28 protein-coding genes are annotated in these 25,119 nt (G+C 61.8%); 21 read left to right on the top strand and 7 right to left on the bottom strand.

Annotation, left to right across the window (positions count from 1 at the left end; genetic code table 11):
- Positions 1–25: 25 nt before the first annotated feature.
- The 6 genes from FBY03_RS13215 (at position 26) to FBY03_RS13190 (ending at position 3,790) form a co-directional block, all read left to right on the top strand.
- The gene (locus FBY03_RS13215) at positions 26–520 is read left to right on the top strand and encodes a SprT family zinc-dependent metalloprotease (RefSeq protein WP_147172839.1); all 495 of its coding nucleotides are present in this window, start codon (positions 26–28) and stop codon (positions 518–520) included.
- Positions 521–920: 400 nt separating this feature from the next.
- The gene (gene grxC / locus FBY03_RS13210) at positions 921–1,178 is read left to right on the top strand and encodes a glutaredoxin 3 (RefSeq protein ID WP_147172838.1); all 258 of its coding nucleotides are present in this window, start codon (positions 921–923) and stop codon (positions 1,176–1,178) included.
- 78 nt (positions 1,179–1,256) lie between these two features.
- Complete coding sequence (locus FBY03_RS13205) at positions 1,257–1,565, top strand: DUF2282 domain-containing protein (protein ID WP_147172837.1); 309 nt, start codon at positions 1,257–1,259, stop codon at positions 1,563–1,565.
- 24 nt (positions 1,566–1,589) lie between these two features.
- Positions 1,590–2,495 carry a DUF692 domain-containing protein gene (locus FBY03_RS13200; RefSeq protein WP_147172836.1) on the top strand — a complete coding sequence of 302 codons (906 nt, stop codon included), beginning with the start codon at positions 1,590–1,592 and terminating at the stop codon, positions 2,493–2,495.
- The gene (locus FBY03_RS13195; RefSeq protein ID WP_147172835.1) at positions 2,492–3,256 is read left to right on the top strand and encodes a DUF2063 domain-containing protein; all 765 of its coding nucleotides are present in this window, start codon (positions 2,492–2,494) and stop codon (positions 3,254–3,256) included. The genes FBY03_RS13200 and FBY03_RS13195 overlap by 4 nt, the downstream gene beginning before the upstream one ends.
- A 15-nt stretch (positions 3,257–3,271) precedes the next feature.
- Entirely contained in the window at positions 3,272–3,790 is a 519-nt protein-coding gene (locus FBY03_RS13190; protein WP_147172834.1) for a DoxX family protein, read from the top strand.
- A 187-nt stretch (positions 3,791–3,977) separates the two neighbouring features.
- On the opposite strand, the gene FBY03_RS13185 is transcribed toward FBY03_RS13190, so the two are convergent.
- Both FBY03_RS13185 and FBY03_RS13180 read right to left on the bottom strand, forming a co-directional pair.
- On the bottom strand, positions 3,978–5,159 hold the full coding sequence (locus tag FBY03_RS13185; protein ID WP_147172833.1) for a CaiB/BaiF CoA-transferase family protein: 1,182 nt from the start codon (positions 5,157–5,159) through the stop codon (positions 3,978–3,980).
- A 419-nt stretch (positions 5,160–5,578) separates the two neighbouring features.
- Positions 5,579–6,718 carry an acyl-CoA dehydrogenase family protein gene (locus FBY03_RS13180; RefSeq protein WP_147172832.1) on the bottom strand — a complete coding sequence of 380 codons (1,140 nt, stop codon included), beginning with the start codon at positions 6,716–6,718 and terminating at the stop codon, positions 5,579–5,581.
- Between the two features lie 168 nt (positions 6,719–6,886).
- Between FBY03_RS13180 and FBY03_RS13175 the strand changes: the two genes are divergently transcribed.
- Complete coding sequence (locus FBY03_RS13175; protein ID WP_147172831.1) at positions 6,887–7,885, top strand: AraC family transcriptional regulator; 999 nt, start codon at positions 6,887–6,889, stop codon at positions 7,883–7,885.
- 34 nt (positions 7,886–7,919) lie between these two features.
- On the opposite strand, the gene FBY03_RS13170 is transcribed toward FBY03_RS13175, so the two are convergent.
- Complete coding sequence (locus FBY03_RS13170; protein ID WP_147172830.1) at positions 7,920–9,104, bottom strand: MFS transporter; 1,185 nt, start codon at positions 9,102–9,104, stop codon at positions 7,920–7,922.
- Between the two features lie 248 nt (positions 9,105–9,352).
- Between FBY03_RS13170 and FBY03_RS13165 the strand changes: the two genes are divergently transcribed.
- On the top strand, positions 9,353–10,198 hold the full coding sequence (locus FBY03_RS13165) for a DMT family transporter (RefSeq protein WP_147172829.1): 846 nt from the start codon (positions 9,353–9,355) through the stop codon (positions 10,196–10,198).
- A gap of 141 nt (positions 10,199–10,339) precedes the next feature.
- On the opposite strand, the gene FBY03_RS13160 is transcribed toward FBY03_RS13165, so the two are convergent.
- Together FBY03_RS13160 and FBY03_RS13155 are read right to left on the bottom strand one after the other, a co-directional pair.
- Positions 10,340–10,990: a hypothetical protein gene (locus FBY03_RS13160; RefSeq protein ID WP_147172828.1), complete on the bottom strand. Its 651-nt coding sequence runs from the start codon at positions 10,988–10,990 to the stop codon at positions 10,340–10,342.
- Positions 10,991–11,228: 238 nt separating this feature from the next.
- Positions 11,229–12,020 (bottom strand): AraC family transcriptional regulator, encoded by a 792-nt coding sequence (locus FBY03_RS13155; RefSeq protein WP_147172827.1) that lies wholly within the window; start codon positions 12,018–12,020, stop codon positions 11,229–11,231.
- Between the two features lie 373 nt (positions 12,021–12,393).
- Here FBY03_RS13155 and FBY03_RS13150 point away from each other — a divergent pair, with 373 nt between their 5' ends.
- Both FBY03_RS13150 and FBY03_RS13145 read left to right on the top strand, forming a co-directional pair.
- Positions 12,394–13,104, top strand: coding sequence for a 4'-phosphopantetheinyl transferase (locus FBY03_RS13150; protein ID WP_147172826.1), 711 nt, complete (start codon positions 12,394–12,396; stop codon positions 13,102–13,104).
- Between the two features lie 73 nt (positions 13,105–13,177).
- Complete coding sequence (locus tag FBY03_RS13145; RefSeq protein WP_147172825.1) at positions 13,178–14,467, top strand: M18 family aminopeptidase; 1,290 nt, start codon at positions 13,178–13,180, stop codon at positions 14,465–14,467.
- A 107-nt stretch (positions 14,468–14,574) separates the two neighbouring features.
- Here the strand turns inward: FBY03_RS13145 and FBY03_RS13140 are convergent, their stop codons facing one another.
- Entirely contained in the window at positions 14,575–15,291 is a 717-nt protein-coding gene (locus FBY03_RS13140) for a UTRA domain-containing protein (protein WP_147172824.1), read from the bottom strand.
- Positions 15,292–15,616: 325 nt separating this feature from the next.
- Here FBY03_RS13140 and FBY03_RS13135 point away from each other — a divergent pair, with 325 nt between their 5' ends.
- The 7 genes from FBY03_RS13135 to FBY03_RS13105 all read left to right on the top strand — a co-directional run bounded on the left by FBY03_RS13135 (position 15,617) and on the right by FBY03_RS13105 (position 21,885).
- Complete coding sequence (locus FBY03_RS13135) at positions 15,617–16,675, top strand: ABC transporter substrate-binding protein (RefSeq protein WP_147172823.1); 1,059 nt, start codon at positions 15,617–15,619, stop codon at positions 16,673–16,675.
- A gap of 146 nt (positions 16,676–16,821) precedes the next feature.
- Positions 16,822–17,628, top strand: coding sequence for an alkaline phosphatase family protein (locus FBY03_RS13130; protein ID WP_147172822.1), 807 nt, complete (start codon positions 16,822–16,824; stop codon positions 17,626–17,628).
- 116 nt (positions 17,629–17,744) lie between these two features.
- Complete coding sequence (locus FBY03_RS13125; RefSeq protein WP_371920779.1) at positions 17,745–18,575, top strand: ABC transporter permease; 831 nt, start codon at positions 17,745–17,747, stop codon at positions 18,573–18,575.
- A complete protein-coding gene (locus FBY03_RS13120) occupies positions 18,562–19,359 on the top strand; it encodes an ABC transporter permease (RefSeq protein WP_147172821.1) in 798 nt (265 codons plus the stop codon). The genes FBY03_RS13125 and FBY03_RS13120 overlap by 14 nt, the downstream gene beginning before the upstream one ends.
- On the top strand, positions 19,356–20,345 hold the full coding sequence (locus FBY03_RS13115; RefSeq protein WP_147172820.1) for an ABC transporter ATP-binding protein: 990 nt from the start codon (positions 19,356–19,358) through the stop codon (positions 20,343–20,345). Before FBY03_RS13120 ends, FBY03_RS13115 begins: the two co-directional genes overlap by 4 nt.
- The gene (locus tag FBY03_RS13110; protein WP_147172819.1) at positions 20,345–20,998 is read left to right on the top strand and encodes an HAD family phosphatase; all 654 of its coding nucleotides are present in this window, start codon (positions 20,345–20,347) and stop codon (positions 20,996–20,998) included. The genes FBY03_RS13115 and FBY03_RS13110 overlap by 1 nt, the downstream gene beginning before the upstream one ends.
- A gap of 278 nt (positions 20,999–21,276) precedes the next feature.
- Entirely contained in the window at positions 21,277–21,885 is a 609-nt protein-coding gene (locus FBY03_RS13105) for a hypothetical protein (RefSeq protein WP_147172818.1), read from the top strand.
- Positions 21,886–22,145: 260 nt separating this feature from the next.
- Here FBY03_RS13105 and FBY03_RS13100 read toward each other — a convergent pair whose 3' ends face one another.
- Entirely contained in the window at positions 22,146–23,192 is a 1,047-nt protein-coding gene (locus tag FBY03_RS13100; RefSeq protein ID WP_147172817.1) for an IS110 family transposase, read from the bottom strand.
- Positions 23,193–23,385: 193 nt separating this feature from the next.
- Between FBY03_RS13100 and FBY03_RS13095 the strand changes: the two genes are divergently transcribed.
- The 4 genes from FBY03_RS13095 (at position 23,386) to FBY03_RS13080 (ending at position 25,057) form a co-directional block, all read left to right on the top strand.
- Positions 23,386–23,823 carry a hypothetical protein gene (locus FBY03_RS13095; RefSeq protein ID WP_147172816.1) on the top strand — a complete coding sequence of 146 codons (438 nt, stop codon included), beginning with the start codon at positions 23,386–23,388 and terminating at the stop codon, positions 23,821–23,823.
- A 246-nt stretch (positions 23,824–24,069) separates the two neighbouring features.
- Positions 24,070–24,459, top strand: a complete 390-nt coding sequence (locus FBY03_RS13090; RefSeq protein WP_147172815.1) for a VOC family protein — start codon at positions 24,070–24,072, stop codon at positions 24,457–24,459.
- Positions 24,428–24,757, top strand: a complete 330-nt coding sequence (locus FBY03_RS13085; RefSeq protein WP_147172814.1) for a hypothetical protein — start codon at positions 24,428–24,430, stop codon at positions 24,755–24,757. The genes FBY03_RS13090 and FBY03_RS13085 overlap by 32 nt, the downstream gene beginning before the upstream one ends.
- A gap of 93 nt (positions 24,758–24,850) precedes the next feature.
- Positions 24,851–25,057: a hypothetical protein gene (locus FBY03_RS13080; RefSeq protein WP_147172813.1), complete on the top strand. Its 207-nt coding sequence runs from the start codon at positions 24,851–24,853 to the stop codon at positions 25,055–25,057.
- The last annotated feature ends 62 nt before the right edge of the window (positions 25,058–25,119 follow it).

The following is a 25,119-nucleotide window of genomic DNA, read 5'->3' as shown; positions in this document are numbered from 1 at the left end:
GCCGCCCTTGTCGAAAGTCGCCGTCATGCCCGAACAGATCCATGCCCGTGTCGAAGCCTGTTACCAGCAGGCCGAAGCCTTTTTCAAGCAACGCTTTGCCCGCCCCGAGGTGAGCTTCAAGTTGCGTGGGCAAAAGGCCGGCGTGGCGCACCTGACGGAAAACAAGCTGCGCTTCAATCCGCAGCTGTACCGCGAAAATCAGCAAGACTTCCTCAAACAGACGGTGGCTCACGAGGTGGCGCACCTGATCGCCCATCAGCTGTTTGGCCTGAAGATCCAGGCCCATGGCGAGGAATGGCAGCTGATCATGCGCGGCGTCTATGAACTGCCGCCGCATCGCTGCCACAGCTATGCGGTCCAACGTCGCCAGGTCAGTCGCTTCATCTACCGTTGCAGCTGCGCAGAGGGCGAATTCCCCTTCTCCAGCCAACGCCATGCCCTGGTCGCCAAGGGCCGCCGTTACTATTGCCGACGCTGCAAAGTCACCCTGAGCTATACCGGCGAACAGCGGGTGGAGTGAACCCGGCCTCCGGCCGCATGGCTGACGCCTGGGGCCTTCGATGAACACCGCGGCTTAGGCTAAATTCCTCTGCAGGGTCCACCAATGAGCCAATCAAGGAGGATGCATGCAACCCGAAGCGCTGCTCTGTTTTTACTCTCTGGCCACTGCTTTAGTTGCGCCCAAACCCAAGCACTTGCCCCATCCGGTCCACGCCGCCTCCAAGCCCCCACGCGTTCGCTCATCCGATGTTGTCAGTCACCGCCACAGCCATGGCCCTGGATTTTTCAGGGCAGCGTGTAACAAAGCGCTTTCTGCGCTCTCTGATATGACGAGAGCAGTGAGTTTGGCACACCATGATCGACTACCCAGGTTGGTAGCGAACTCGCTGAGCTACGCGACATTCAAATGAGGGCACAGCATGAGTCAAGTCACGATGTACAGCACCCTACGATGCCCGTTCTGCCTGATGGCAGAGCAATTGCTGGCACGCAAAGGCATAGACCAACTGATCAAGGTCCGGGTCGATAGCGACCCGAATGAACTGGATAAGATGGTCGCATTGACTGGCCGGCGTAGCGTTCCGCAGCTGTTCATTGGCGAACGTCATGTCGGCGGCTACGATGACCTGGTCAAGCTCGATCAAGCCGGTGAACTCGATGCACTGCTGGCTGCCTGATTAAAGTCGCAAACAACAGTCCCAAGCAAACCCCTAATACCACAGCGTCACCCAACAACTCGAACGGAGATACACAGCATGAAATCGACCACTTCCCGCACCGTTTCGGCCGCCAGCCTGGCTCTCGCTCTGGGTGCTGCCGTCGCCATTTCCGCTGCGCCACTGATGACCGCTCAAGCCGCGGAAAACGAGAAATGCTTCGGCGTGTCCCTGAAGGGCAAGAATGACTGTGCAGCGGGCGCTGGCACCACCTGCGCCGGCACCGCAAAAATGGACTACCAGGGCAACTCTTGGAAGTACGTACCGACTGGCACCTGCACAAAAACCGCCTCGCCAACCTCACCAACCGGCTACGGTCAGCTTGAGGCATTCAAGGAAAAAGCCTAACTGACAACGCCAGGAGCGCCGATCATGACCCTCTCAGTCTTAGCCGATGAGAACAGCGGCGCTCCTGCGCTCAGCACTAGCCTGCCCTTACGGGCAGGCGTAGGCCTCAAATCACAGCATTACCGGCAAATACTCGAAACCCAGCCGCAGGTTGGCTTCTTCGAGGTGCATGCCGAGAATTACATGGTTGCGGGTGGTCCCTTCCATCACTACCTGCAGCGGATTCGCGAACACTATCCCCTCTCCATTCATGGGGTGGGCTTGTCGATTGGTGCCGAGCAACCTCTCGACCACCAGCATCTCGATCGCCTCGCCGCGCTCATCGAGCGCTACCAGCCGCAGGCGTTTTCCGAACACCTGGCCTGGTCCAGCCATGCCGATCTCTTTCTCAACGACTTGCTGCCCGTGGCCTACGACACCACGACACTGACGCGGGTCTGCGAGCACATCGACCGGGTACAGAACCGGCTGCAGCGTCCCATGCTGCTGGAAAACCCCGCGACCTACGTCGAGTACGCCAGCTCGACGATGAGCGAGACCAGCTTTATCGGCGAAGTCATCCGGCGCAGCGGCTGCGGCCTGCTGCTGGACGTGAACAACGTCTACGTCTCGTGCATCAACCATAACTGGGACGCGCTCGCCTACATCAACGCCCTGCCCTTGCACGCGGTGGGCGAGTTGCACCTGGCCGGCTTTGCCGAAGACCGCGACAGCGCCGGCGACCGGCTGCTGATCGACGCTCATGGCGCGCCGGTGGATGATGCCGTATGGCGGCTCTACGCCCAGGTACTGCAGCTGCTAGGCCCGACCCCGACCCTGATCGAGCGCGACAACGACATCCCCGCGCTCGATGTGTTGGTTGCCGAGGCGCAGCAAGCCGAACGCCAGCTGGCCCTGCACCGCGCCCCGCAACGGCAGACTTTCGCATGAGCGGCCAACAGGACTTCGTCGCCGCCCTGCTCGACCCTGAGCAAAGCTGCCCGCCCGAACTGACCAGCTGGAACGGCGCAGACCCGGGCAGCCGTTTCGCGGTCTATCGCAACAACGTGATCAGCTCCTTGGTCAACGCCCTGGCCGACAGTTTCCCGGTGGTGCTGCAGCTGGTCGGCGATGAGTTCTTCCGCGCCATGGCTCAGGTCTATGTGCATGCCAGCCCGCCCCGCTCGCGCATCCTGGCCGAGTACGGCGAGGCATTCCCGGCGTTCATCGAAAGCTTCCCACCCGCCGACAGCCTGCCCTATCTGGCCGATGTGGCTCGACTGGAGTTCCTGCGCATCCAGGCCTACCACTCGGCGGACACTCCGGCGCTCAACGCCGAACAGATCGGCGCGGTCCTCGCACAACCGGAAAGGCTCGACAATATGACCTTCGAGCTGCACCCCTCGGTTGCGCTGCTCAGCTCGGCCTTCGCGATTGTTTCCCTATGGGCCGCGCATCAGGGCGAGGTGGCCATCGCCCAGGTCGATCCATTGCGCGCCGAGCACGCCCTGATTCTGCGCAACCGGCTGGAGGTCGAGGTCATGGGTATCCGGCCCGGCGCGGCGCTGTTTATCCAGGCGCTGCTCGCAGGCCAATGCTTAGGCGAAGCGGCCGAGCGGGCACTGGCCGTCGACCCCGAATTCGACCTCAGCCAGCTCCTGGCGCACCTGATCGGTACCGGGGTTCTCACCGGCTACCGCTTTGCTCCATAAAACAAGGAAATCCGCATGACCCAGTCCGTCCGATTAGCAGATGCAGCCGCGCCGGTGCGCTTGATCGCTCGCGCCATCGACCTGTGCCGGCTCATCCCCTACAGCCTGATCGCCTTTATCGGTCGCTTCTCGATCGCCGCAGTGTTCTGGAAGTCGGGCCAGACCAAGATTCAAGGACTGGCCATCGACATTGTCGAGGGCACTGTCGAGCTCGGCATTCCGTCGCTGTCCGGCTCCGCCGTGCCGCTGTTCACCGAAGAATATAAAGTGCCGCTGCTGCCGCCCGAGCTGGCCGCCTCCCTGGCCGCGTTCGGCGAGCACTTCTTCCCGGTCCTGATTTTGCTGGGGCTGGCCACGCGCTTCTCGGCCCTGGCCTTGCTCGGCATGACCCTGGTGATCCAGCTGTTCGTCTACCCCGGCGCCTATCCGACCCACGGGGTGTGGGCCGCCGTGCTGCTACTGCTCGCCGCCAAAGGACCGGGGGTCCTGGCCATCGACCACCTGATTGCCAAGCGCTACGGCTACAACCACTAACCTGCCTCGCCTACCGGCGACACAGGCCGCAGCTAGGCTGACGTAGAGCGCAGCGACAGAACGGCAGGACGTAGTTCTGCACAGCTTTAGCTGCCCGCAGGGTGAGGTGCATGGATGCACCCCATGAAACCCAGCAGACCCTGCGCTTTTTCCATTCCGATCAACGAGCCCGTGTCGCCCCGCCGACTCAGGCCACCACCTTGGCGGCCTTCAACTCGGCGATCCGTTCGGCTGAATAACCCAGCTCGCGCAGCACCTCCTCGGTATGCGCACCCAGTGCCGCCCCGATGTGACGCGGCTCTGGCAGACCACTGGAGAACTTGATCGGGCAGGCGATCTGCGCTTGCGCGGTATTGCCGTCACGCGGCACCTGCGTCACCAGCTGGCGGGCCTTGAGTTGCGGATGCTCGACTGCCTCGGACAGGTTCAGCATGGGCTCGACACAGGCATCCAGTCCCGCAAACACCTGGCTCCACTCGGCGAAATCGCGCTTCTCGAATTCGATCGCGATCTCACGCTTGAGCGCCTGTTGTTCCTCCGGCTTGGGCGACAAGCCGCGCGCGGCCAACTCCGGGCGCCCGAGCGCCGTGCAGAACTGTTGCATGAACTGCGGCTCCAGACTGCCGACCGAAAACCAGCGCCCGTCGCGGGTGCGGTAGTAGTCGTAGAAACTGCCACCGTTGAGCACCTGGTTCTGCATCTGCGGCTCGACCCCGGCGGCCAGGTAACCGGCGCCGGCCATGCCGTGCAGGCTGAAGGCGCAGTCGGTCATGCTCACATCGACCTGCTGCCCCTCCCCGGTCACCTGGCGCTGGATCACTGCCGCCAGCAGGCCCATCACCCCGTGCAGCGATCCCCCGGCGATGTCCGCCAGCTGCACGCCCAAGGGCAGCGGTCCACTGTCGCGACGCCCGGTATAACTGGCGATGCCGGCCAGGGCCAGGTAGTTGATGTCGTGCCCGGCGCGGTCCTTGTACGGCCCGGTCTGGCCGTAGCCGGTGATCGACACATAGATCAGCCTGGGGTTGATCGCCTTGAGCGCCGCATAGCCGACGCCGAGCTTGTCCATCACCCCGGGGCGGAACTGCTCCAGGACGATGTCGTATTCCGCCACCAGCTGCTTGACCATGGCCACCGCCTCGGGCTGTTTCAGGTCCAGGGCGATGCAGCGCTTGTTGCGGTTGAGGTAGGCGTGGCTGGCCGAGACGCTGCCATCGTGCGGCGGCAGCACGCGAACCAGATCCATGCGACTCGGCGACTCGACCCGCAGCACCTCGGCACCCATGTCGGCCAGCAACAGCGAGGCGAAGGGCCCCGGCAGCAAGGTGGAAAAATCGAGAATCTTCAGCGAAGACAGCGGACCGTTCATGGCAGTTCCTTGTTGTAGGCGGCGTAAAGCAAAGCGAAACCCGGCAAGCTCTCTATTCATGCATGACTCGGCCGGATAAATGCTGTCAGGAGAGGACCCCGGTAGCCCGGATGCAATCCGGGACGAATCTACAGACATTCCCGGATTGCATCCGGGCTACGAAACACGCCGCGTTATTGCCAGTGCAGCGGCTGAGCGGCATCCAACCTGGCCAGCTAATCGGCGAAGCGCGCCTCCAGCACATTGCGGCGAGTCTTCATGGTCGGGGGTCATGCAGCCGTTATCCACCGTCCAGGCCTCGTGCACCAGCACGAAATCACTGATCCGCTCATGCGCTGGCAGCTGGGCATTGAGTCGCTGACGAGTCTGTTCCAGGTCGTCGGCGATCCGCGTCGCGACCTACCGGTTCAGTGCCACGCTCAGAGCTTCATGCCGCGACTGATGATCTCCTTCATGATTTCCGAGGTGCCGGCGAAGATGCGCTGAATGCGCGCGTTCGCGTACATCTTGCAGATCGGATACTCCCACATGTAGCCCCAGCCGCCGTGCAGCTGCACGCCCTCGTCGACCACCTTGCCAAGCAATTCGGTGGTGAACAGCTTGGCTTCGGCGGCCACTTCCGGGGTCAGCTTTTGCTGATTGTGATCCATCACGCAGCGGTCGACGAAGACCTGGGCCACGTCGACCTGGGTGCGCATCTCGGCCAGCTTGAAGCGGGTGTTCTGGAAGTGCGAAATCGGTCGATCGAAGGCCTTGCGCTGGGTCACGTAGTCGATGGTGGTCTGCAACGCCGCCTCGGCGCCGGCCACCGCACCGCAGGCGTTGGTCAGGCGTTCCTGAGCGAGCATGTTCATCAAGTAGAAGAAGCCGCCCTTGGCATCGCCCAACAGATTGGCCTTGGGCACCTTGACGTTATTGAAGAACAGCTCGGCGGTGTCCTGGCTTTTCATGCCGAGTTTTTTCAGCGGTGCGCCGCGCTCGAAACCGGGCATGCCGCGCTCGACCAGGAACAGGCCCATGGCGTGCTTGTTGGCCGGGTCGGTCTTCGCCGCGACTATCACCACATCGGCCAGCAGGCCGTTGGAGATAAACACCTTGGAGCCGTTCAGCTCATAGTGGTCGCCCTTGTCCACCGCGGTGGTGCGCATGCCGGCGAGGTCGGAGCCGGCGCTCGGCTCGGTCATCGCCACCGCGAGTATCAGTTCGCCGCGAATGATCCCCGGCAGCAGGCGCGCCTTCTGCTCGGCGTTGCCGTACTCGGCGATGTAAGGGCCGCACAGCGCCGAGTGCAACGGCAGCATGAAGCCGGCCTCGTTGATGTAGGCCAATTCCTCGGCCATGATCTGCTCGTAGCGGAAGTCCTTGAGCCCGGCGCCGCCGTATTCCTCGTCCGCCCAAGGCAGCAGAAAACCCATCTCGCCGGCCTTCAGCCAGGCCTCGCGACTGACCACCCCGGCCTCCTCCCAGGCGTCCTGATGCGGCAACACTTCCTTCTGCAGAAAAGCCCGGAAGGACTCGCGAAACATGCGGTGTTCGGTGTCGAAGTGGATGCGCTGCATGGCGGTGGCCCCTACTGATCAAGTCGTTGCGCAGGGTAGGCGCCGGCGCCACGCCCCCTCAATGACCCAAGCGCTCAGACTCGATTGACCCATTCGCTCGCGCCTACAGGCGACTTGTCCTGATCCGCCGCACCTGCCTACCATCGGCACACCGAACAGGAGTCAGCCATGCGCGAACGCACCATCGCCAGCCATTTCGTCCGCGCCGCCTTGCGGGGCGCCGAACGCCATGGCCACGATTGCCTGCCGCTGCTGCGTCAGCTGAACATCCAGCCGGCGCTGCTCGATGAACCCCGCGCACGGGTGGCCCCCGAGCAATTCGCCCGCCTGTTGCAGTTGTTGTGGGAACGTCTCGATGACGAGTACCTGGGTTTTGGCCGCACGGCCAGCAGGCGCGGCACCTTCGCCATGATGTGCCACGCGATCATCCACTGTCGCAGCCTGGAGAAGGCCCTGGGCCGTGGCGCGCTGTTCTACAGCCTGTTCGCCGAGGCGCCGACCATCAGCCTCAGCCGCGAAGGCGATTGGGCGCGCTTGAGCGTGGACGAATCGAGCCTGCTGGACCCCGACCACTTCCTGGTCGAAAGCCTGCTGGTGATCTGGCATCGCCTCGGCAGCTGGCTGATCGGCCAACGCATCCGCCTGGAAGAAGCCACCTTCAGCTATGCCGAGCCGGCGCACAGCGCCGAGTACGGGCTGCTGTTCCCCTGCCCGCGGCGCTTTGCGGCCGGCAGCACCAGCCTCTTGTTCCATGCCCGTTACCTGAGCATGCCGCTGCTGCAGGATGAGCGCACGCTCAAGCAGTTCCTGCAGCACTCCCCCGCCGACCTGCTGGCGCGCCCGGACGGTGGCGACAGCCTGATCAGCCAGATTCGTCGCCTGCTCGGCCGCGATTGCAGCAGCCGGCCGGACCTGGAAGCGGTCGCCCAGCACCTGCATATGAGCCCGCAGACCCTGCGCCGGCATCTGCGCGAGGAGGGCTCGAGCTTTCAGGAATTGAAGGATCAATTGCGCCGCGATCTGGCGATCTACCTGCTAGGGCGCGACGAGCTGTCGACCCAGGACATCGCCGAACAGCTCGGCTTCTCCGAGCCTTCGGCCTTCCACCGCGCGTTCAAGAAGTGGACCGGGCTGACCCCTGGCGCCTATCGCGCCCAGGAAAGCTGAGGCGCCGCTCAAGCCGGATTCGCCGTGGCAACACCTACAGCGTTCTAGCCCGCCAGCCGGCTAGCACGAACAACGCGCTCAACACCGCCAGCAGTGGCAACCAGCCGGCGTGTTCCCAGACATAACCCGCGGCATAGCCGACCAGACTGGAGCCCAGGTAATAGGCACACAAATACAAGGCCGAAGCCTGCGCCTTGGCGCTCTGCGCGCGCTGACCGACCTGCCCGCTGGCCACCGCATGGGCGGCGAAAAAGCCCAGGGTAAACAGCGCCAACCCTGCGATCACCACACTCAACCAGGGCGTGGCACACAGCGCTACACCGAGCAACATGATGCCGATAGCGCTCTGCATCACCTGCCGCGCGCCAAAGCGTGGCACCAGCCGCCCGGCCCAACCTGCACTCAAGATCCCCAACAGATACACGCTGAACAACAGGCCGATAACCGTCGACGACAGGTTGAACGGCGCCGCAGCCAGGCGAAAACCCACATAGTTAAACAGTGCGACGAAGCCGCCCATCAACAGGAAGGCCAGCCAGAACAACCCCCGCAGCGCGGGACTGCGCAGGTGCATGGCGAAGTTGCCCAGCAGGCCGCGCAGCGACAGTGGTTGCGCGCGAAAGTGGCGCGAGGGCGGTAACAGCCAGACGAACAGCCCCAGGGCCAGCAGACCCAGCCCGGCTACACCGCCCAACGCCCAGGGCCAGCCACCGAGGTCACTGAGCAGGCCGGCGAGCAAGCGGCCGAGCAGGCCACCCAAGGCCGTGCCGCCGATATACAGGCCCATGGCGGCCGGCAACGCCGCGGGATCGAACTCCTCGCCGACGTAGGCCATGGCCAGCGCCGGCAAGCCGCTCAGGGCCAGGCCGAGCAAGGCGCGCAACAGCAACAGGTAATCCCAGGTCTCGACCAGCGTGCAGGCGATGCCCAGCACACTGGCCAGACCCAGCGCCGCGACCATCACCGGCTTGCGCCCCCAGCTCTCGGCCAGTGCCCCGGACACCAGCAGGCACAGCGCCAGGCTCAGGGTGGTCAGCGACAAGGCCAGACTGCTGGCGGCGGCCGACACCGCGAAGTGCGCCGCCAACAAGGGCAATAACGGCTGCACGCAATAGAGCAAGGCGAAGGTGGCAAATCCGGCGCAGAACAGCGCCAGGGTGGCACGTCGATAGGCGGCAGTACCGCGCTGCAGGTGCGCACTGACTTCGGAGTTAGACATCGAAAAGACTCGCAAAACCGGCCCGGGTGGCCCGCCGGGCAAGCCTAACATGCGAATCGGTTCAGGCTGTTACGACCCAGCTAGGCACTGGCCTGGCGGTACGCGAAACTGTGCGATCAGCGGATTGGCGCGTGGTTCGCTGCCGGCCTCAACCGACTGACTCGCTGCCAACGCGTACAGAGGATGTGGCAGTATTCCACCGCTGCTATACCCGCCATAGCTCGCCGCCGGGACAAGGAAGAAACCGCTTGGAGACCTCAGTCTTTCTCGCCGTCATGGCCGCCGCAGCCCTGCATGCCAGCTGGAACGCCCTGTTGAAGATCGGCCTCGACCGTTTTCTCAGCGCCGCCCTGATGCAGATGGCCGCCGGCGCCGTGGCCCTCTGCACCTTGCCCTTCGTGGCCTTTCCCGCTGCCGAAGCCTGGCCCTGGATAGTGCTCTCGGCGCTGCTGCATATCGGCTACAACACCTTTCTATCGCGAGCTTACCAGTACGGTGACCTGGGCCAGGTTTATCCGATTTCACGCGGTAGCTCGCCGCTGATGGTTGCCCTGCTGTCCGTGCTGCTGCTCTCCGACAGCCTGCCCAAGGGCCAATGGCTCGGCCTGCTGACACTGGTCGCAGGCATCTGGCTGATGGCCCTGCGCAGCGGCCACCGTGCCGCCCCGTTCAATGCCCCGCTGCTGTTCAGCGCCCTGATGACGGCGACCTTTATCGCCGGCTATACCCTCTCCGATGCCGTTGGTGCACGGGGCAACGGCGACGCCCTGTCCTACTCGATGTGGCTGTTCAGCATGAGCGGGCTGGTGATGGCCAGCACGCTGATCGCAAGGCGCGGTCCGCAAGTGCTACGCCAACTCGGCCCACACTGGCGCAGCGGCCTGCTCGGCGGCGGCCTGTCGCTGGCGGCCTACAGCATCGTCATCTGGGCCATGACCCAGGCCCCGGTAGCGCTGGTGTCGGCCTTGCGCGAATCCAGCGTGTTGTTCGCCCTGTTGATCGGTAGCCTGTGGCTCAAGGAAAGCATGCCGCCGATTCGGCTGCTCGCCTGCGCCATGATTCTCGCCGGGATGCTGCTGATGAAGCTGGCGTGATGATCGACCAACAAGAATCCCGCAGGCTGCGTGCTCAGCAGCACTACGGGACTTAGCGCGCCGCTCGACCTACTCCTCTGCGGAGCGCTCTTGCGGCGCTCGTACGCCAGCGGATCTAGCCTTCCTGCTGACCTCTACTGGCTAATCATTCTCGGGCAGTGGCTTGACGCTGACCGAGAAACTCCGCACGCGTCCCTGTTCCTCGATCTGGTGGACACCGATACCCGTGACCATGCCCGTCCCGCCAGCCGCGAACATGCCATCCTCGGCCTTGATTTTGAAGTCACGGTCGGACTCGCAATCACAGTCCTCGGCTCCTACGAATGGGCCTGGGTTGAAGGTGCCATCGTTGTGAAAATGCGCGAAGCCGGGGTGCTCGTCCGCGACGAACTCGTTTTCGTCGTCGTCGAGTTTTTCGGTGTTGTCGAAAGCTCGGCCCCTGATGCCCCGTAACAACTGGAAGTTATTGTTGAGGATCAGATTCCAGGTGATACGCAGACCGAAGCTGTCCTCGGCGGCCGCGACTTCCTGAACGAAGCCGATGTCGATGGGCTCGGCATTGGCGATATTCAACGTCAGGCTAAGGGTGCCTTTGTTGCGGCCCGTCCCGGCATTGCCGGTAAATACGCAGTTGCTCACCTGGGCGTCATCGAAGGTGAGTGCCCAGCCGGTATCGCGATTGCCGTCAGCCAATTCACAAATACCCGCGCTTGCCGGGCCCGCATAGAGCCCCGCACCGACCAGGCTGATTGCCACCGGAACTGAGTAGATTTTTAACCAATGAGCAAACATGGCTTACCTCCTTTTCGAGAAGGGGGAACGACGTTTACATCGTTCCTCATTGCAACGCCCCAGCGTTTGCGCTCGTTCCTTGCTACTCGCAACTCCTCGCAACACTCACTCCCCTGTTCGTTGGCATGGCGCAGTTGACACTTCACTTATGCAGTGAGCGACTACCAACGCCACAAGGAATTATGACGGCGATGAAAGCGGCCCGCTGTGCTGCTTTTGCAGGGCACTATGCGTTTTACTATTTGAAGGAGTGCCGCGTGCTGGGGTTCGAGCGATATTGGGAGGGGGTGACCCCGATTCGCTGATGAAACAGCCGGGTGAAATGGGAGGCATTGCGAAAACCAACGGCGCAAGCAATCTCGAGGATGCTGGCATGGGGATTGGACAGCATCTCCAAGGAGCGTTCTAGCCGGTATTGGCAGAGGTACTCGCGAAACGTCAGGCCGTGGGCATGCTTAAAGCGGCGACTGAATTCGTAGAGGCTCATGCGGCAGCAGCGGGCGACATCCTGCAACCGCAGCACTTCGCCATAGTGACACTGCACATAGGACAGCGCGGCTTGAGTCGGCCGTTCGGCAGAGCCGGGGCCGCCGACGCGGGCCTCCAAGGGAATGAGCGGCGCGGGCATGGCGATTTCTCGCCCAGACGCTGGGGCCGATGGCAAGACCGCTACCAGAGACTGGATGCGCGCGCTAAGCGCCTCGACCGACACCGGTTTTACCAGAAAGTCCCAAACCCGCGCACGAAACGCCCACACGGCTAGCGCCTCCGAGTGATGGAGGGTAAGCATCAGGATAGGCAGGTAAGGGTAGGCCTGCTTGGTGGCACGCAGCGCCTTAAGTGCAGGCAGGCTTGGGTAGTCGTATTCGAAGCATGACAACAAGGGCGCTGTCTGCTCGATGCGCGCAGAGATGCTCGCCATCTCCACGACGTGCTGGAGACTGAACTGCGCATCCAACTCACCCACGGGGCTGGGTTCGAGGGTGTTGCTGCGCAGGTCCGCCCATACGAGGCACGGCAAACGGGTCATTTCGCCTCCCGTCTTACTTATTGGTTATTGCAAGGGGCGCGAAAAACGATGCTAACACAAGACGTGCCGGCCAGCGGCCAGGCCCAGTCCCGCAATGCTTGCGAGACGCTGACACCCCAGGTTGGGGCCCTGCAGTGCAAACCCACCAAAAAAAACGGGAGCCCAATCGGGCTCCCGTACTCAATCTAGAGAAAACGTCAGAACCGGCTCACACAGGCCCCGACAACAACCTCACCTGCGTCCCCGGAGGAACACAGCGGCCAGTCTGACAAAATCCCGCCCGACTATCCGTTTAGCTTTGTTGCAGCTGTGCAAAGAAATGTAACTGCGCACGCGACTGGCCGACGTGGGCGGCGCACGGCAGAATGCGCGGATGACCGACCTCTACCTGCCCCCCTGCTGCCCTGCCCTGAACCATCGTTGGCCGTTGCCGCAGACGCTCACCGGCGTACAGCTGGTCAGCGCAGCTTTCGATCCCGCGCTGCTGGGCGGCGAGGATTTCAGCCGCTGCGCCATCGCACCAGTACCCGGCGTGGCCAAACGGCAGAGCGAATACCTCGCCGGACGCCTGTGCGCGCGCGAGGCGTTGCGTCGTTTGACCGGCGTGGCCGACGTGCCGACGATCGGCAGCGACCGCGCGCCGCAATGGCCGAACGGCCTGGTCGGCTCGATTACCCATGGCAAGGGTTGGGCCGCCGCCGTGGTGGCGCAACGCAGCGACTGGCGCGGCCTCGGCCTGGATGTCGAGCAACCGCTGCCCGCCAGCCGCGCCGAGCGCCTGGCGGCAGAAATCCTCACCCCGAACGAACTGCTCAGGTTGCAGGCGTTGCCCGCCGAGCAGCGCGCCTGGCGGGTCAGCCTGACCTTCTCGCTCAAGGAAAGTCTGTTCAAGGCGCTCTACCCTCTGGTGTTACGGCGCTTCTATTTCCAGGACGCCGAACTGCTGAGCCACACTGAAGGCGACAGCGCACGCCTGCGCCTGCTGATTGACCTGACTGGCGACTGGCCGGCGGGCTGCGAGCTGGACGGCCAGTTCGCCGCAGTCGACGGGCACCTGCTGAGTCTGGTCAGCATTCCGGCCTGATTCACTCGGTCGGCCCACCCCTATACACCGGGCAAATCCGATAAACTCCGCGCATTGCTGCCAGGAGTGCCCCATGCGCGACGAACTGAACCAAGGCCTGATCGATTTCCTCAAGGCCTCACCCACCCCCTTCCATGCCACCGCCAGCCTGGCCCAACGCCTGGAAGCGGCCGGTTATCAGCGTCTGGATGAGCGCGCGCCCTGGCACACCGAAGCCGGCGGCCGCTATTACGTCACCCGCAACGACTCGGCAATCATCGCCTTCCAGCTGGGCAAGCGCCCGCCCATCGAAGCCGGCATCCGCCTGGTCGGCGCCCACACCGACAGCCCCTGCCTGCGCGTCAAGCCGCAACCGGAACTGCAACGTCAGGACTTTTTCCAGCTCGGCGTGGAAGTCTACGGCGGCGCCCTGCTCGCGCCCTGGTTCGACCGCGACCTGTCGCTGGCCGGGCGCGTGACCTTTCGCCGTGACGGCAAGGTCGAAAGCCAGCTGATCGACTTCCAGAACCCGATCGCGGTGATCCCCAACCTGGCCATCCACCTCAACCGCGAGGCCAACCAGGGCTGGGCGATCAACCCGCAAAACGAGCTGCCGCCGATTCTCGCCCAGCTCGCCGGCGCGGAGAAAGCCGACTTCCGTGCCCTGCTGGCCAACCAGTTGGCCAGTGAGCACGGCCTCAACGCCGATGCGGTGCTCGACTACGAACTGAGTTTCTACGACACCCAGTCTGCTGCCGTGATCGGCCTGAGTAACGACTTCATCGCCGGCGCGCGCCTGGACAACCTGCTGTCCTGCTATGCCGGCCTGCAAGCGCTGCTCGCCGCACCCGACGCGGAAAGCTGCGTGCTGGTGTGCAACGACCATGAGGAAGTCGGCTCCAGCTCGGCCTGTGGCGCCGACGGGCCGATGCTCGAACAGGTGCTGCGCCGCGTGCTACCGGATGGCGATGACTTTGTCCGCTGCATCCAGCACTCGCTGCTGGTGTCGGCCGACAACGCCCACGCCGTGCACCCCAACTACGCCGACAAGCACGATGAAAACCACGGCCCGAAGATCAACGCCGGTCCGGTGATCAAGATCAACAGCAACCAGCGCTACGCCACCAACAGCGAAAGCGCCGGCTTCTTCCGCCACCTGTGCCTGGAGAATGAAGTGCCGGTGCAGAGCTTCGTGGTGCGCAGCGACATGGCCTGTGGCTCGACCATCGGCCCGATCACCGCCAGCCAACTCGGCGTACGCACCGTCGACATCGGCCTGCCGACCTTCGCCATGCACTCGATCCGCGAACTGGCCGGCAGCCACGACCTGGCTCACCTGGTCAAGGTGCTGACCGCCTTTTACGCCAGCCCCGAGCTGCCATAGGCAGGGTGAGAGGCGCTTTCAAGGGTGCTGGGTTACGCCGCTGCGCGGCTAACCCAGCCTACGGGGCCGCGGTAATCCTCGGCTAGCCACAAGCCAATGGACAGCCGCTACTCCGGCACCTCGACGCTCACATGCAGTGCATCGTGACGCCAGAACTCCAGGTCGCAGTCGATCAGCCGGCCATGCTGATCGCGGTTGACCCGCACGATGCGCAGCGCCGGGCTGCCCGCCGCCACCTTCAAGGCTGCCGCCGCTTCCGTGTGCAGGGCGGTCGGTACCATGTCGAAACGCACCCGGCCGTAATGAATGTCGTATTCGCTGGCATACAGATCGGTCAGCGAGAGGGTCAGGTCGAAGTCCAGTACGCCGGGGAAATACGTCGGGTTGAGGTAATGTTCGACATACAGCACCAAGCGCCCGTCGATACGCCGGGCACGGCGGATCTGGTACACGCTGGACAGCCCCGGCAAGCCCAATAGCTGGCAGATTTCCGCAGTGGCCGGCATCAGCCGCGCACTCAACACTTCGGTTGCCGGCACCCGCCCCTGCTCCGCCACCATCGCATGGAAATGCGTGCGCACCAGCGGGTTGTAGGCCACCCGCGCCGGCGAGACGAACCAGCCACGGCGCTCTTCGCGATAGATCAGCCCCTGCGCTTCCAGCTGGCTGAGCGCCTCGCGCAGGGTAATCCGGGTGGTAGCGAACACTTCGCTGAGCTTGCGCTCGGCCGGCAGCTGGCTGCCGGAGGCCAGCAAGCCATGCTCGATCTGCTCTTCCAGGGCTCGGCAAATCGCGGTTACCGCTCGTGGCGCTGTATCGCGCATCGACAATCCTCTACTGGACTAGTCCAAACCCATCCAACTCCGAACGGGCGCGGCCCATGCCGCAGTTCATTGCAATCTTAAGCAGCCTAGATGACTGGTAGATGACAAGACACCTCGCCAAGCGACGAAACGCCCAGCTGATGCGCCGCCAGCCCAGCCGAAAACAACCACATACGCATGGTCTACGCTAGATGTGCACCCGCTTGCCACGGCTCGAAAAGCAGCACCAGGTGGGTGACGACATAAAAATGTCATCTGTAGCGCCTAGATTGACCGGGTTCTTGCTGATCTAGACCAACACCTTTTCAATGCAAAGGAGTTTCGAATGAAACAGTTGCTGCTGGCTTCACTACTGGGCTCGACCATCGCTCTGGCGACTTCGGCCATGGCCAACGAGACCGACCTCAAAGCGCTGGAACAGGCCGCCAGGGCCGAAGGCGCGGTGAATAGCGTGGGCATGCCGGACAGTTGGGCCAACTGGAAGGACACCTGGGTCGATCTGGCCAAGTTGTACAACCTCAAGCACATGGACACTGACATGAGCTCGGCGCAGGAAATCGCCAAGTTCGCCGCCGAGAAAGACAACGCCAGCGCCGACATCGGCGACGTCGGCGCGGCATTCGGACCGATTGCCGTGCAGCAAGGCGTGACCCAGCCGTACAAGCCGAGCACCTGGGCGCAGATTCCGGACTGGGCCAAGGATCAGGACGGCCACTGGATGCTCGCCTACACCGGCTCCATCGCCTTCATCGTCAACAAGCAGCTGGTCAAGGATGTGCCGAAGAGCTGGGCCGACCTGAAAACCGGCAGCTACAAAGTCGCCGCTGGCGACGTCAGCACCGCGGCGCAAGCGGTGAATGGCGTGCTCGCCGCGTCCATCGCCATGGGCGGCAACGAGAGCAACATCAAGCCCGGCCTGGAACTGTTCGGCGAGCTGGCCAAGCAAGGCCGTCTGTCGCTGGCCAACCCGACCATCCAGACCCTGGAAAAAGGTGAAGTGGAAGTCGGCGTGGTATGGGACTTCAACGGCCTGAGCTACCGCGACCAGATCGACCCCAGCCGCTTCGAAGTGCTGATCCCGTCCGACGGCTCGGTGATCTCCGGCTACACCACCATCATCAACAAGTTCGCCAAGAACCCCAACGCCGCCAAGCTGGCCCGCGAGTACATCCTCAGCGACGCCGGGCAGATCAACCTGGCCAAAGGCAATGCCCGGCCGATCCGCGCCGAGCACCTGACCCTGCCGGCCGAGGTGCAAGCCAAGCTGCTGCCGCAGGAGCAGTACGCCAAGGTTCAGCCGATCAAGGACGCGGCCGCCTGGGAAGCGACCTCCAAGGCACTGCCGCGCATGTGGCAGGAGCACGTCATCATCCATATGCAATAACGCCGGCACACCGGAGCAGCCGGATGCCGTACGGGAGACTTGATAAGCCTTCCCGGATTGCATCCGGGCTACGGAGCTGGGGACGCCGTTCAACGGGCGTCCCCAGAACCGTTGCTTAATACCTGAGTTTGGGGATAACCACGCCTATGAAACACAACGTCATCCTGGTGCTACTCGACGGCCTGAGTTACCAGGTGGCCCAGCATGCGCTGGGCCACTTGCAGGCTTACTGCAGGGCCGGACGCGCCGCCCTGTACAAGCTCGACTGCGAGCTGCCGGCGCTGTCCCGCCCGCTCTACGAATGCATCCTCACCGGCGTTACCCCGATCGACAGTGGCATCGTGCACAACGACGTGGTGCGCCTGTCCAATCAACGCAGCATCTTTCACTACGCCCGCGACGCCGGCCTGAAGACCGCCGCGGCGGCCTATCACTGGGTCAGCGAGCTGTATAACCGCGCGCCTTTCCAGGCCGCCCGCGACCGCCACACCGCCGACGCAGCGCTACCGATCCAGTACGGCCACTTCTATTACGCCGACCATTACCCGGATTCGCACCTGTTCGCCGATGCCGACAGCCTGCGCCAGCAACAGGCGCCGGACTTCCTCCTGGTGCACCCGATGAATATCGACGACGCCGGCCACAAGTTCGGCCTCGACAGCCCGCAATACCGCAACAGCGCGCGCATGGCCGACGTGCTGCTGGCCGAATACATCCAGACCTGGCTGGATGCCGGCTACCAGATTCTGGTCACCGCCGACCACGGCATGAACGCCGACCGTTCGCACAACGGCTTGCTGCCGGAAGAACGCGAAGTGCCGCTGCTGGTGCTCGGCAGCGCCTTCAGCCTGGATCCCCAGGCCCAGCCCAAGCAGACCGAACTGTGCGGCACCGTGTGCGAGCTGCTCGGTGTGGCCCACGACAAACCCCTGTGCCGGGAGCTGCTGAAGTGAGCGCCAGTCTTGAACGCCCCTCCCCCCCTGCAACGCCGGCAGCCGCTGTGGCGCCGCAGCTGCCCGCGCGGGCTCGCCAGCAAGACCAAGGCCTGCTGCAGCGTCTGCGCAGCGCATTGCGCGGCAAATGGCTGGCGCTGCTGTGCCTGCTGCCCTTCGCCCTGTTCTTCGCGGTTTTCCAGATCGCGCCGCTGGTGTGGGTGGCGAGCAACAGCCTGAACGCCGCCGATGGCTGGGGGCTGGGCAACTTCACGGAGGTGTTTGGCTCGCCGTTCTACCGCCAAGCGATCAAGCACAGCCTGCAGATCAGTTTCTGGTCGAGCCTGCTCGGCATCGTCATCGCCGTGCTCGGCAGCTACTCGCTGCGCCAGGTCGACTCCAAGCTGCGCGACTTCGTCATGGCCTTCTCCAACATGACCAGCAACTTCTCCGGGGTGCCGCTGGCGTTCGCCTTCATCATCCTGCTCGGCTTCAACGGTGCGCTGACCATCCTGCTCAAGCAGATGGGCATCATCGAAGACTTCAACCTCTACTCGAAAACCGGGCTGATCATCCTCTACACCTACTTCCAGATTCCCCTCGGTGTGCTGCTGTTGTATCCGGCGTTCGACGCCCTGCGCAGCGACTGGCGCGAATCCGCGGCGCTGCTCGGCGCCAGCAACTGGCAGTTCTGGCGGCATATCGGCCTGCCGGTGCTGACCCCGGCGCTGCTCGGCACCTTCGTGATTCTGCTGGCCAACGCCCTGGGCGCCTATGCCACGGTCTACGCGCTGACCACCGGCAACTTCAACGTGCTGCCGATCCGCATCGCCTCGCTGGTCGCCGGCGACATCTTCCTCGACCCGAATATGGCCAGTGCCCTGGCGATGATCCTGGTCGGGCTGATGACCCTGGTCACCGTGGTGCATCAATGGCTATTGCGCAGGAGCTACCATGTCACGCGCTGAACTCTCCGCCGTCGGCCTCTATCACCGGCTGATGGTCTACACCCTGTTCTTCATCCTGCTGCTGCCCTTGTTCGGCACCCTGCTCTACTCGCTGTCCACCGACTGGTCGGCGACCATTCTGCCGAGCGGCATGACCTTCAAGTGGTACGTCGAGCTGTGGGGCGACCCGCGCTTTCTCGCTGCCTTCGGCCACTCGCTGCTGATCTGTGTCGGCGCCCTGCTGCTGTCGGCCGTGCTGATCCTGCCGTTGCTGTTCGTCGTGCATTACCACTTCCCCAAGCTCGACGGGCTGATGAACATTCTCATCCTGCTGCCGTTCGCCGTGCCGCCGGTGGTCTCCTCGGTCGGCCTGTTGCAGCTGTATTCCTCCGGCCCGCTGGCCATGACCGGCACCCCGTGGATTCTGATCGGTTGCTACTTCACCGTGGCGCTGCCGTTCATGTACCGGGCGATCACCAACAACCTGCAGGCGATCAACCTGCCCGACCTGATGGACGCCGCCCACATGCTCGGCGCCAGTACCTGGAAGGCGGCCTTTCTGGTGGTACTGCCGAACCTGCGCAAGGGCTTGATGGTCTCGCTGTTCCTCTCGTTCAGCTTCCTGTTCGGCGAGTTCGTGTTCGCCAACCTGCTGGTCGGCACCCGCTACGAAACCCTGCAGGTGTACCTGAACAACATGCGCAACAGCAGTGGTCACTTCACCAGCGCCCTGGTGATCTCCTATTTCCTCTTCGTATTGATCCTGACCTGGGCCGCGAACCACCTGAACAAGGACAAGTCATGAGTTTTCTTGCCATCCAAGGCCTGCACAAGAGCTTCGGCTCCACGCAGATTTTCAGCGACATCCACTGCGAGATCGCCCAAGGCGAGTTCGTCACCCTGCTCGGCCCGTCCGGCTGTGGCAAGTCCACCCTGTTGCGCTGCATCGCCGGGCTGACGCCGGTCAACAGCGGGCAGATCCTCCTCGACGGCGAGGACCTGGTGCCGGTCGCGCCGCAGAAGCGCGGCATCGGCATGGTGTTCCAGAGCTACGCACTGTTCCCCAATATGACCGTGCAGCAGAACGTCGCCTTTGGCCTGCGCATGCAGAAAGTCGCCGCCGAGGAAAGCCGTCAGCGGGTCAAGGAGGTGCTGGCGCTGGTCGAGCTGAACGAGTTCGCCGAGCGCTACCCGCAGCAACTGTCCGGCGGCCAATGCCAGCGCGTGGCCCTGGCCCGCTCGCTGGTCACCCGCCCGCGCCTGCTGCTGCTGGATGAGCCGCTGTCGGCGCTGGACGCGCGGATTCGCAAGCACCTGCGCGAACAGATCAGGCAGATCCAGCAGGAACTGGGCCTGACCACCATCTTCGTCACCCACGATCAGGAGGAGGCGCTGGTGCTGTCCGACCGCATCTTCCTGATGAACGCCGGGCAGATCGTCCAGAGCGGCGATGCGGAAACCCTCTACACCGCGCCGGTGGACGCCTTCGCCGCCGGCTTTATCGGCAACTACAACCTGCTCGACGCCGAGACCGCCAGCCGTCTGTTCGACCGACCGATCGGCAAGCGCATCGCCATCCGCCCGGAAGCCATCCAGTTCGACCCGCAGGGCAGCATCGAGGCACAGATTCGCAGCCACAGCCTGCTCGGCAACGTCATCCGCTACCGCGTCGAGGCGCGCGGGGTCGAGCTGCTGGTCGATGTGCTCAATCGCTCGGCCGCCGACCTGCATACCAAGGGCCAGCGCATCGGGCTTAAAATAGAGGCCAACGCAATCTGTGAGGTGGCGTGATGGCCCTGGCAATTTTTGATCTGGACGACACCCTGATCGACGGCGACTGCGCCAGCCTGTGGAGCCAGGAAATGGCCCGGCTCGGCTGGGTCGACGCAGACAGTTTTCTACAGCGCGACCGCGAACTGATGGCGCTCTACGCCGCAGGCAAGCTGGCCATGGAAGACTACATGGCCTTCAGCCTCTCGCCCCTGGTCGGGCGCAGCGTGGAAGAAGTCGCCCACGTGGTCGAGCCCTTCGTCGAAAACGTCATCGAACCGCTGATCCACAGCGACGCCTGCACCTGCATGGCGCAGCATCGCGCCATCGGCAACCGGGTGCTGATCATCTCCGCCTCCGGGGTGCATCTGGTCGCGCCGATCGCCCAGCGCCTCGGCGTCGAACACGTGCTGGCGATCGAACTGGAGCAACAACACGGTGGCTACAGCGGTCGCACCCAGGGGGTGCTGACCTACCGCGAAGGCAAAGTCAGCCGCCTGCTGGAGTGGCTGCAACAGCACAACGAAAGCCTGGATGGCGCCTACTTCTACTCCGACTCACGCAACGACCTGGCGCTGCTGCAAAAAGTCAGCAAACCCCACGCCGTCAACCCCGACAGCGTGCTGCGCGAGCATGCCGAGCAAGCCGGCTGGCCGATCCTGCACTGGCGCTGAGCACCACCCGGACGTCCTGTAGCGCTACGACAAGGCCCACTTCGGTGGGCCTTGTCGTTTCGGTGGACAGCAACGGCGCAATCCAATAGCGTCTGGCCATCAGCCGGCCAAGCCGGCAAAAGGACTTGCCCAGCTTGGTGCATAACACCCCGAACACCCCACCATCCGCGCGTAACCCGCTTGCTAGAGCGGGACTGCCAGGATGACAAGGAAGGTTATCCACCAGAGCGGGCAAGTGTTATCACACCATTTGGTGTCTATTAATAGTTAGGGATGACATGAAAATACTAGATACATTGATAATCTCATCAATTGCAATTGTATTAATTTATAAGCTATTCAACATCCCGCTCCCAAATGAAATAATTGACCAGCACAAAGCTTCCACCTATGTAGAAAATGTATTGCGCGCACTGTCAACATCTACAAATTCAGGGCTCATGAACAGCCGAACCAATGAAAGTAACAAAATACTATTTACCGGGAACCATGAAAAGCATAACGCCGAAGCAGAAGCAATAATCAACACTAAATACACACCAAAAGAAGCCTGTGAAATATTACTCGCACGCACAAAAGAAAAATTATTCAAGGGAGCATTTTTAACTCACGGCGACTGCACGCCTAACTCGGCTGTATATTTTTTTAGAGCCAGCACGCCTAAAGGAATAAATGACTTATTAAATATCGAATTTAAGGCCATTCCGATCAACCACAAAGAAAGCGTGGAAAATTCAAGTCCTCCCTACAAAATATCAATAAAAATTTTTTACACTACAGACAAAACCAAATACTACAGTTGCATTCCACACGAGGCACAAGCTCACCTACCATGGCCTTGTGAAAACTCTGACTGGCATAAACTAGTTTTAGTAAACCCTAACTAGTGTATATGGACTCTCCCCGCAAGCGGTGAGTAACGCTTTTTCTGCTCTGTCGTCAGTGCGGTTGCATTCGTATATCCGGCCTGTGCTGGGCGTTGCCGCCCTGGCCACTCTGTAGTTCGCGCAACGGGGGCCAAGCGTTCAATCGATCACTAGGATCAAACTTGTTATCGGCCTTGCTCCGTCGCAGGACTCGCCTGTTCCGACAGTGCTCTTGGTCTCACCACAACCACGTAAAAACTACTTTCTGCTTACCCTGCCCGCTACGCGGGCGCGATGCTTTGCCAGTTGCCGCTGAAGCGCCGCTCATGGCACCACACCGCCCAGCAGATCCGCACCAGTTTGTTGGCCAAGGCCACCGCCGCCTTGTTGTGACCGATGCGCGCCACCGTTTGCGTGGCCCAGCGCTGTAGCGCGGTCATCCGTTCGGGCGTGTTGGCCTGGCAACGTTGGGCCGCCAATAAGGCGGCGCGGGCGCCATGGATCAACAAGGTACGCAGGTAGACGTTGCCCTGCCGGCTGATATGTCCCAGTTTGCGGCTGTTGCCGCTACTAAATTCGCGCGGGGTCATGCCCAGCCAGGCACTCAGTTGCCGGCCGTTGGCAAAGCGCTCGGGTTGGCCTACGACGGCCTTGAAGGCACTGGCCGTCAACACGCCAATGCCGCTGACTTCGTCCAGCTTGCGCACGACCTCGTCGTCGGCATGCCAGCGTTTGAGTTGCTGCTCGCATTCGCTCATGCATTGTTCGTAGAGGTTTATCTCGGACAGAACGATATGCAGCAGGCCACTCAGGCGGGCCAGTTCGGGATGCTCGACCAGTTCGGTGGCCTGACGCAAGAACGCGGCTGTCGTCACCGGGGCTTCGATACCGGCTTCGCGCAGGATGCCGCGCAACAGGTTGATGCGTTGGATGCGGCTTTTCTTCCAGGTTTCGCGCAGGCCATGCAGTTGTTGCACCTGTTGCTGCGCGGAGCTCTTCACCGGCACCGGATGAATGCCCTGACAACGCGCCGCTTCGAGGATGGCGTCGCAGTCGTTGCGGTCGGTCTTGTTGCGCCGCCGGTAGGGCCGCACATAGCGCGGATGCAGCAAGATCACCCGATGGCCCAGCGCCTGCGCCACCCGGCCCCAGTAATGCGCCGTGCCGCACGCTTCCATGACCCACTCGACCGGCTCGCCCTGCTCCTGTATATATCGCCGGAACGCCTCACGATTCAGCCGCCGGCGCTGACTCACCTGACCGACACGGACACTCTCGGCAACCTGGTAAACGGACTTGGCCAAATCAACTGCAATACGCTTGTGCATAGCGACTCTCCCAGCGATCACCCGAACGACTCGGTATCGGCAAGTGTGGTGCAAGGAGAGTCCATTACAGCATTCAAGCCGAACTTGCTTCGCTCCACCAACAACATGGCAGGAAAAGCTTGCCATGTTGTTGGCTCCGCTACGCAAGTCGGCTTAACTCAGGCGTTACCGGCCCTTACAGGAAACCGTGGATATGCGCTGGAAAGCAGGGAAGCTATTTAAAATACAAATGGATAGCGAGGTCTGCGCATACGCACTGGCTCTTCAAGAACCAGAATTTGCATTTTTCAACTGCTTTGCACCAAGCGCCTCACCACAAGAGGTTCTTGCATCTGAGTTGCTTTGGCGGTTATGGGTAACACGCAAAGCACTTAAAGACCCCACCTGGAAACTCTTGTGCCAATGCAAAGATATTCCTGAAAAATTTCAAAACGAAGTCACCCGATTCAAAAAAGACCCATTATCTGGCAAGTACTCGCTATACATAAATGACTCAGAAATATCGGCAACCAAGGAACAATGTTTTGGTCTAGAGAGAGCGGCTGCATGGTCACCTGAGCACGTTAAAGATCGACTTAATGATCATATCAAAGGCATTGAAAATATTTGGGAGGTTTCTTTACGCCCATAGTTCAGCGCCGCTAACATGTGTATATGGACTCTCCCCGCAAGCGGTGAGTAACGCTTTTTCTGCCCTGTCGTCAGTGCGATTGCATTCGTATATCCGGCCTGTGTTGGGCGTTGCCGCCCTGGCCACTCTGTGGTTCGCACAACGGGAGCCAAGTGCTCAAGTCGCTCACTTCGCTCGCTGGGACGGTGTTCAGCCGCCCTGTAGCTTAATCGTTATGAGTATCCATACTCGTGAAGGGAGTCATAAGTGTTTGAAGTAAAGTCAACTCAGCATGTTCTGGCTGTCAATGATCTAGAGAAGACCGAGAGCTATTTTCTCGACAAGCTTGGGTTTTCCGTCCGATTCCGTGTGGACGGCTGGTCATTCCTTAGCCTTGACCGTTTCCATGTCATGTTGGGGCACTGCCCCGACGAACTTCCGGCCCGCGATACGCATGACCATTCGTACTTTGCGTATGTGAACTGCGAAGGTATTGATGAGATCTATAGTGACTATCAGCAGCGCGGCGCCGAGATTTGCCAGGCCATATCCAATAAACCTTGGGGCATACGTGAATTTGGTGTTGCTACGCCAGAGGGGCATCGAATCATGTTCGGCGAAGACATTGCGCCATCAACTATTGGACAACCGCAATGAGGTCATCGCCAAGGTTTACAACATGCTAAAACCGGGCGGCATTTTCGTCACCAGCACCGCGTGCATTGGCGACTCGATGAAGCTCTTCAAGGTGATCGCGCCAAGTGGACAATTCTTAGGCTTAATGCCGTCGGTCAAGGTATTCACCACAAGCGCGCTGGAAACTGCGTTGACCGATGTCGGCTTTGAGATTGATCACCAATGGCAACCGGGCAAAAACAAAAGCGTATTCATTGTGGCGAAGAAGACTGCCCAGCAGCACTTAAGCCCATACATTGAAAGCACAATCGAAAAGTAAACCGATTCATTTTCGTCGGCCACCGGATAACCCCGCCCCACCTTGGTCTTGCTTGCTCGACAATGCCAACATTGAAACTCACGGAGTTAGATTATGGAAGATATCTGCATTGCCAACCTATCCAATCCATCCCATGCGGAGGCACTGGTATTCCTGCTCAACGAATATGCCAAAGATGACATGGGCGGGAATACCGAGCTGCCTGACTTCGCGAAAGAAAACCTGGCAGCGGAATTGCAAAAGAGACAAGGCGCGCATGTAATTATTGGCTCTGTCCCAAAATTGTGTTGCAAGGACTAAGCTTTAAGGCAGACATCCGCTTGTGAGGTCTGCCCACCATGGATACTCAAGCCTTTCAGCGC

It is taken from the genome of Pseudomonas sp. SJZ079, assembly GCF_007993865.1.
Lineage (GTDB): Bacteria > Pseudomonadota > Gammaproteobacteria > Pseudomonadales > Pseudomonadaceae > Aquipseudomonas.
The sequence above is the reverse complement of the archived record's forward strand: the minus strand, read 5'-3'. Positions and strand labels throughout refer to the sequence as shown.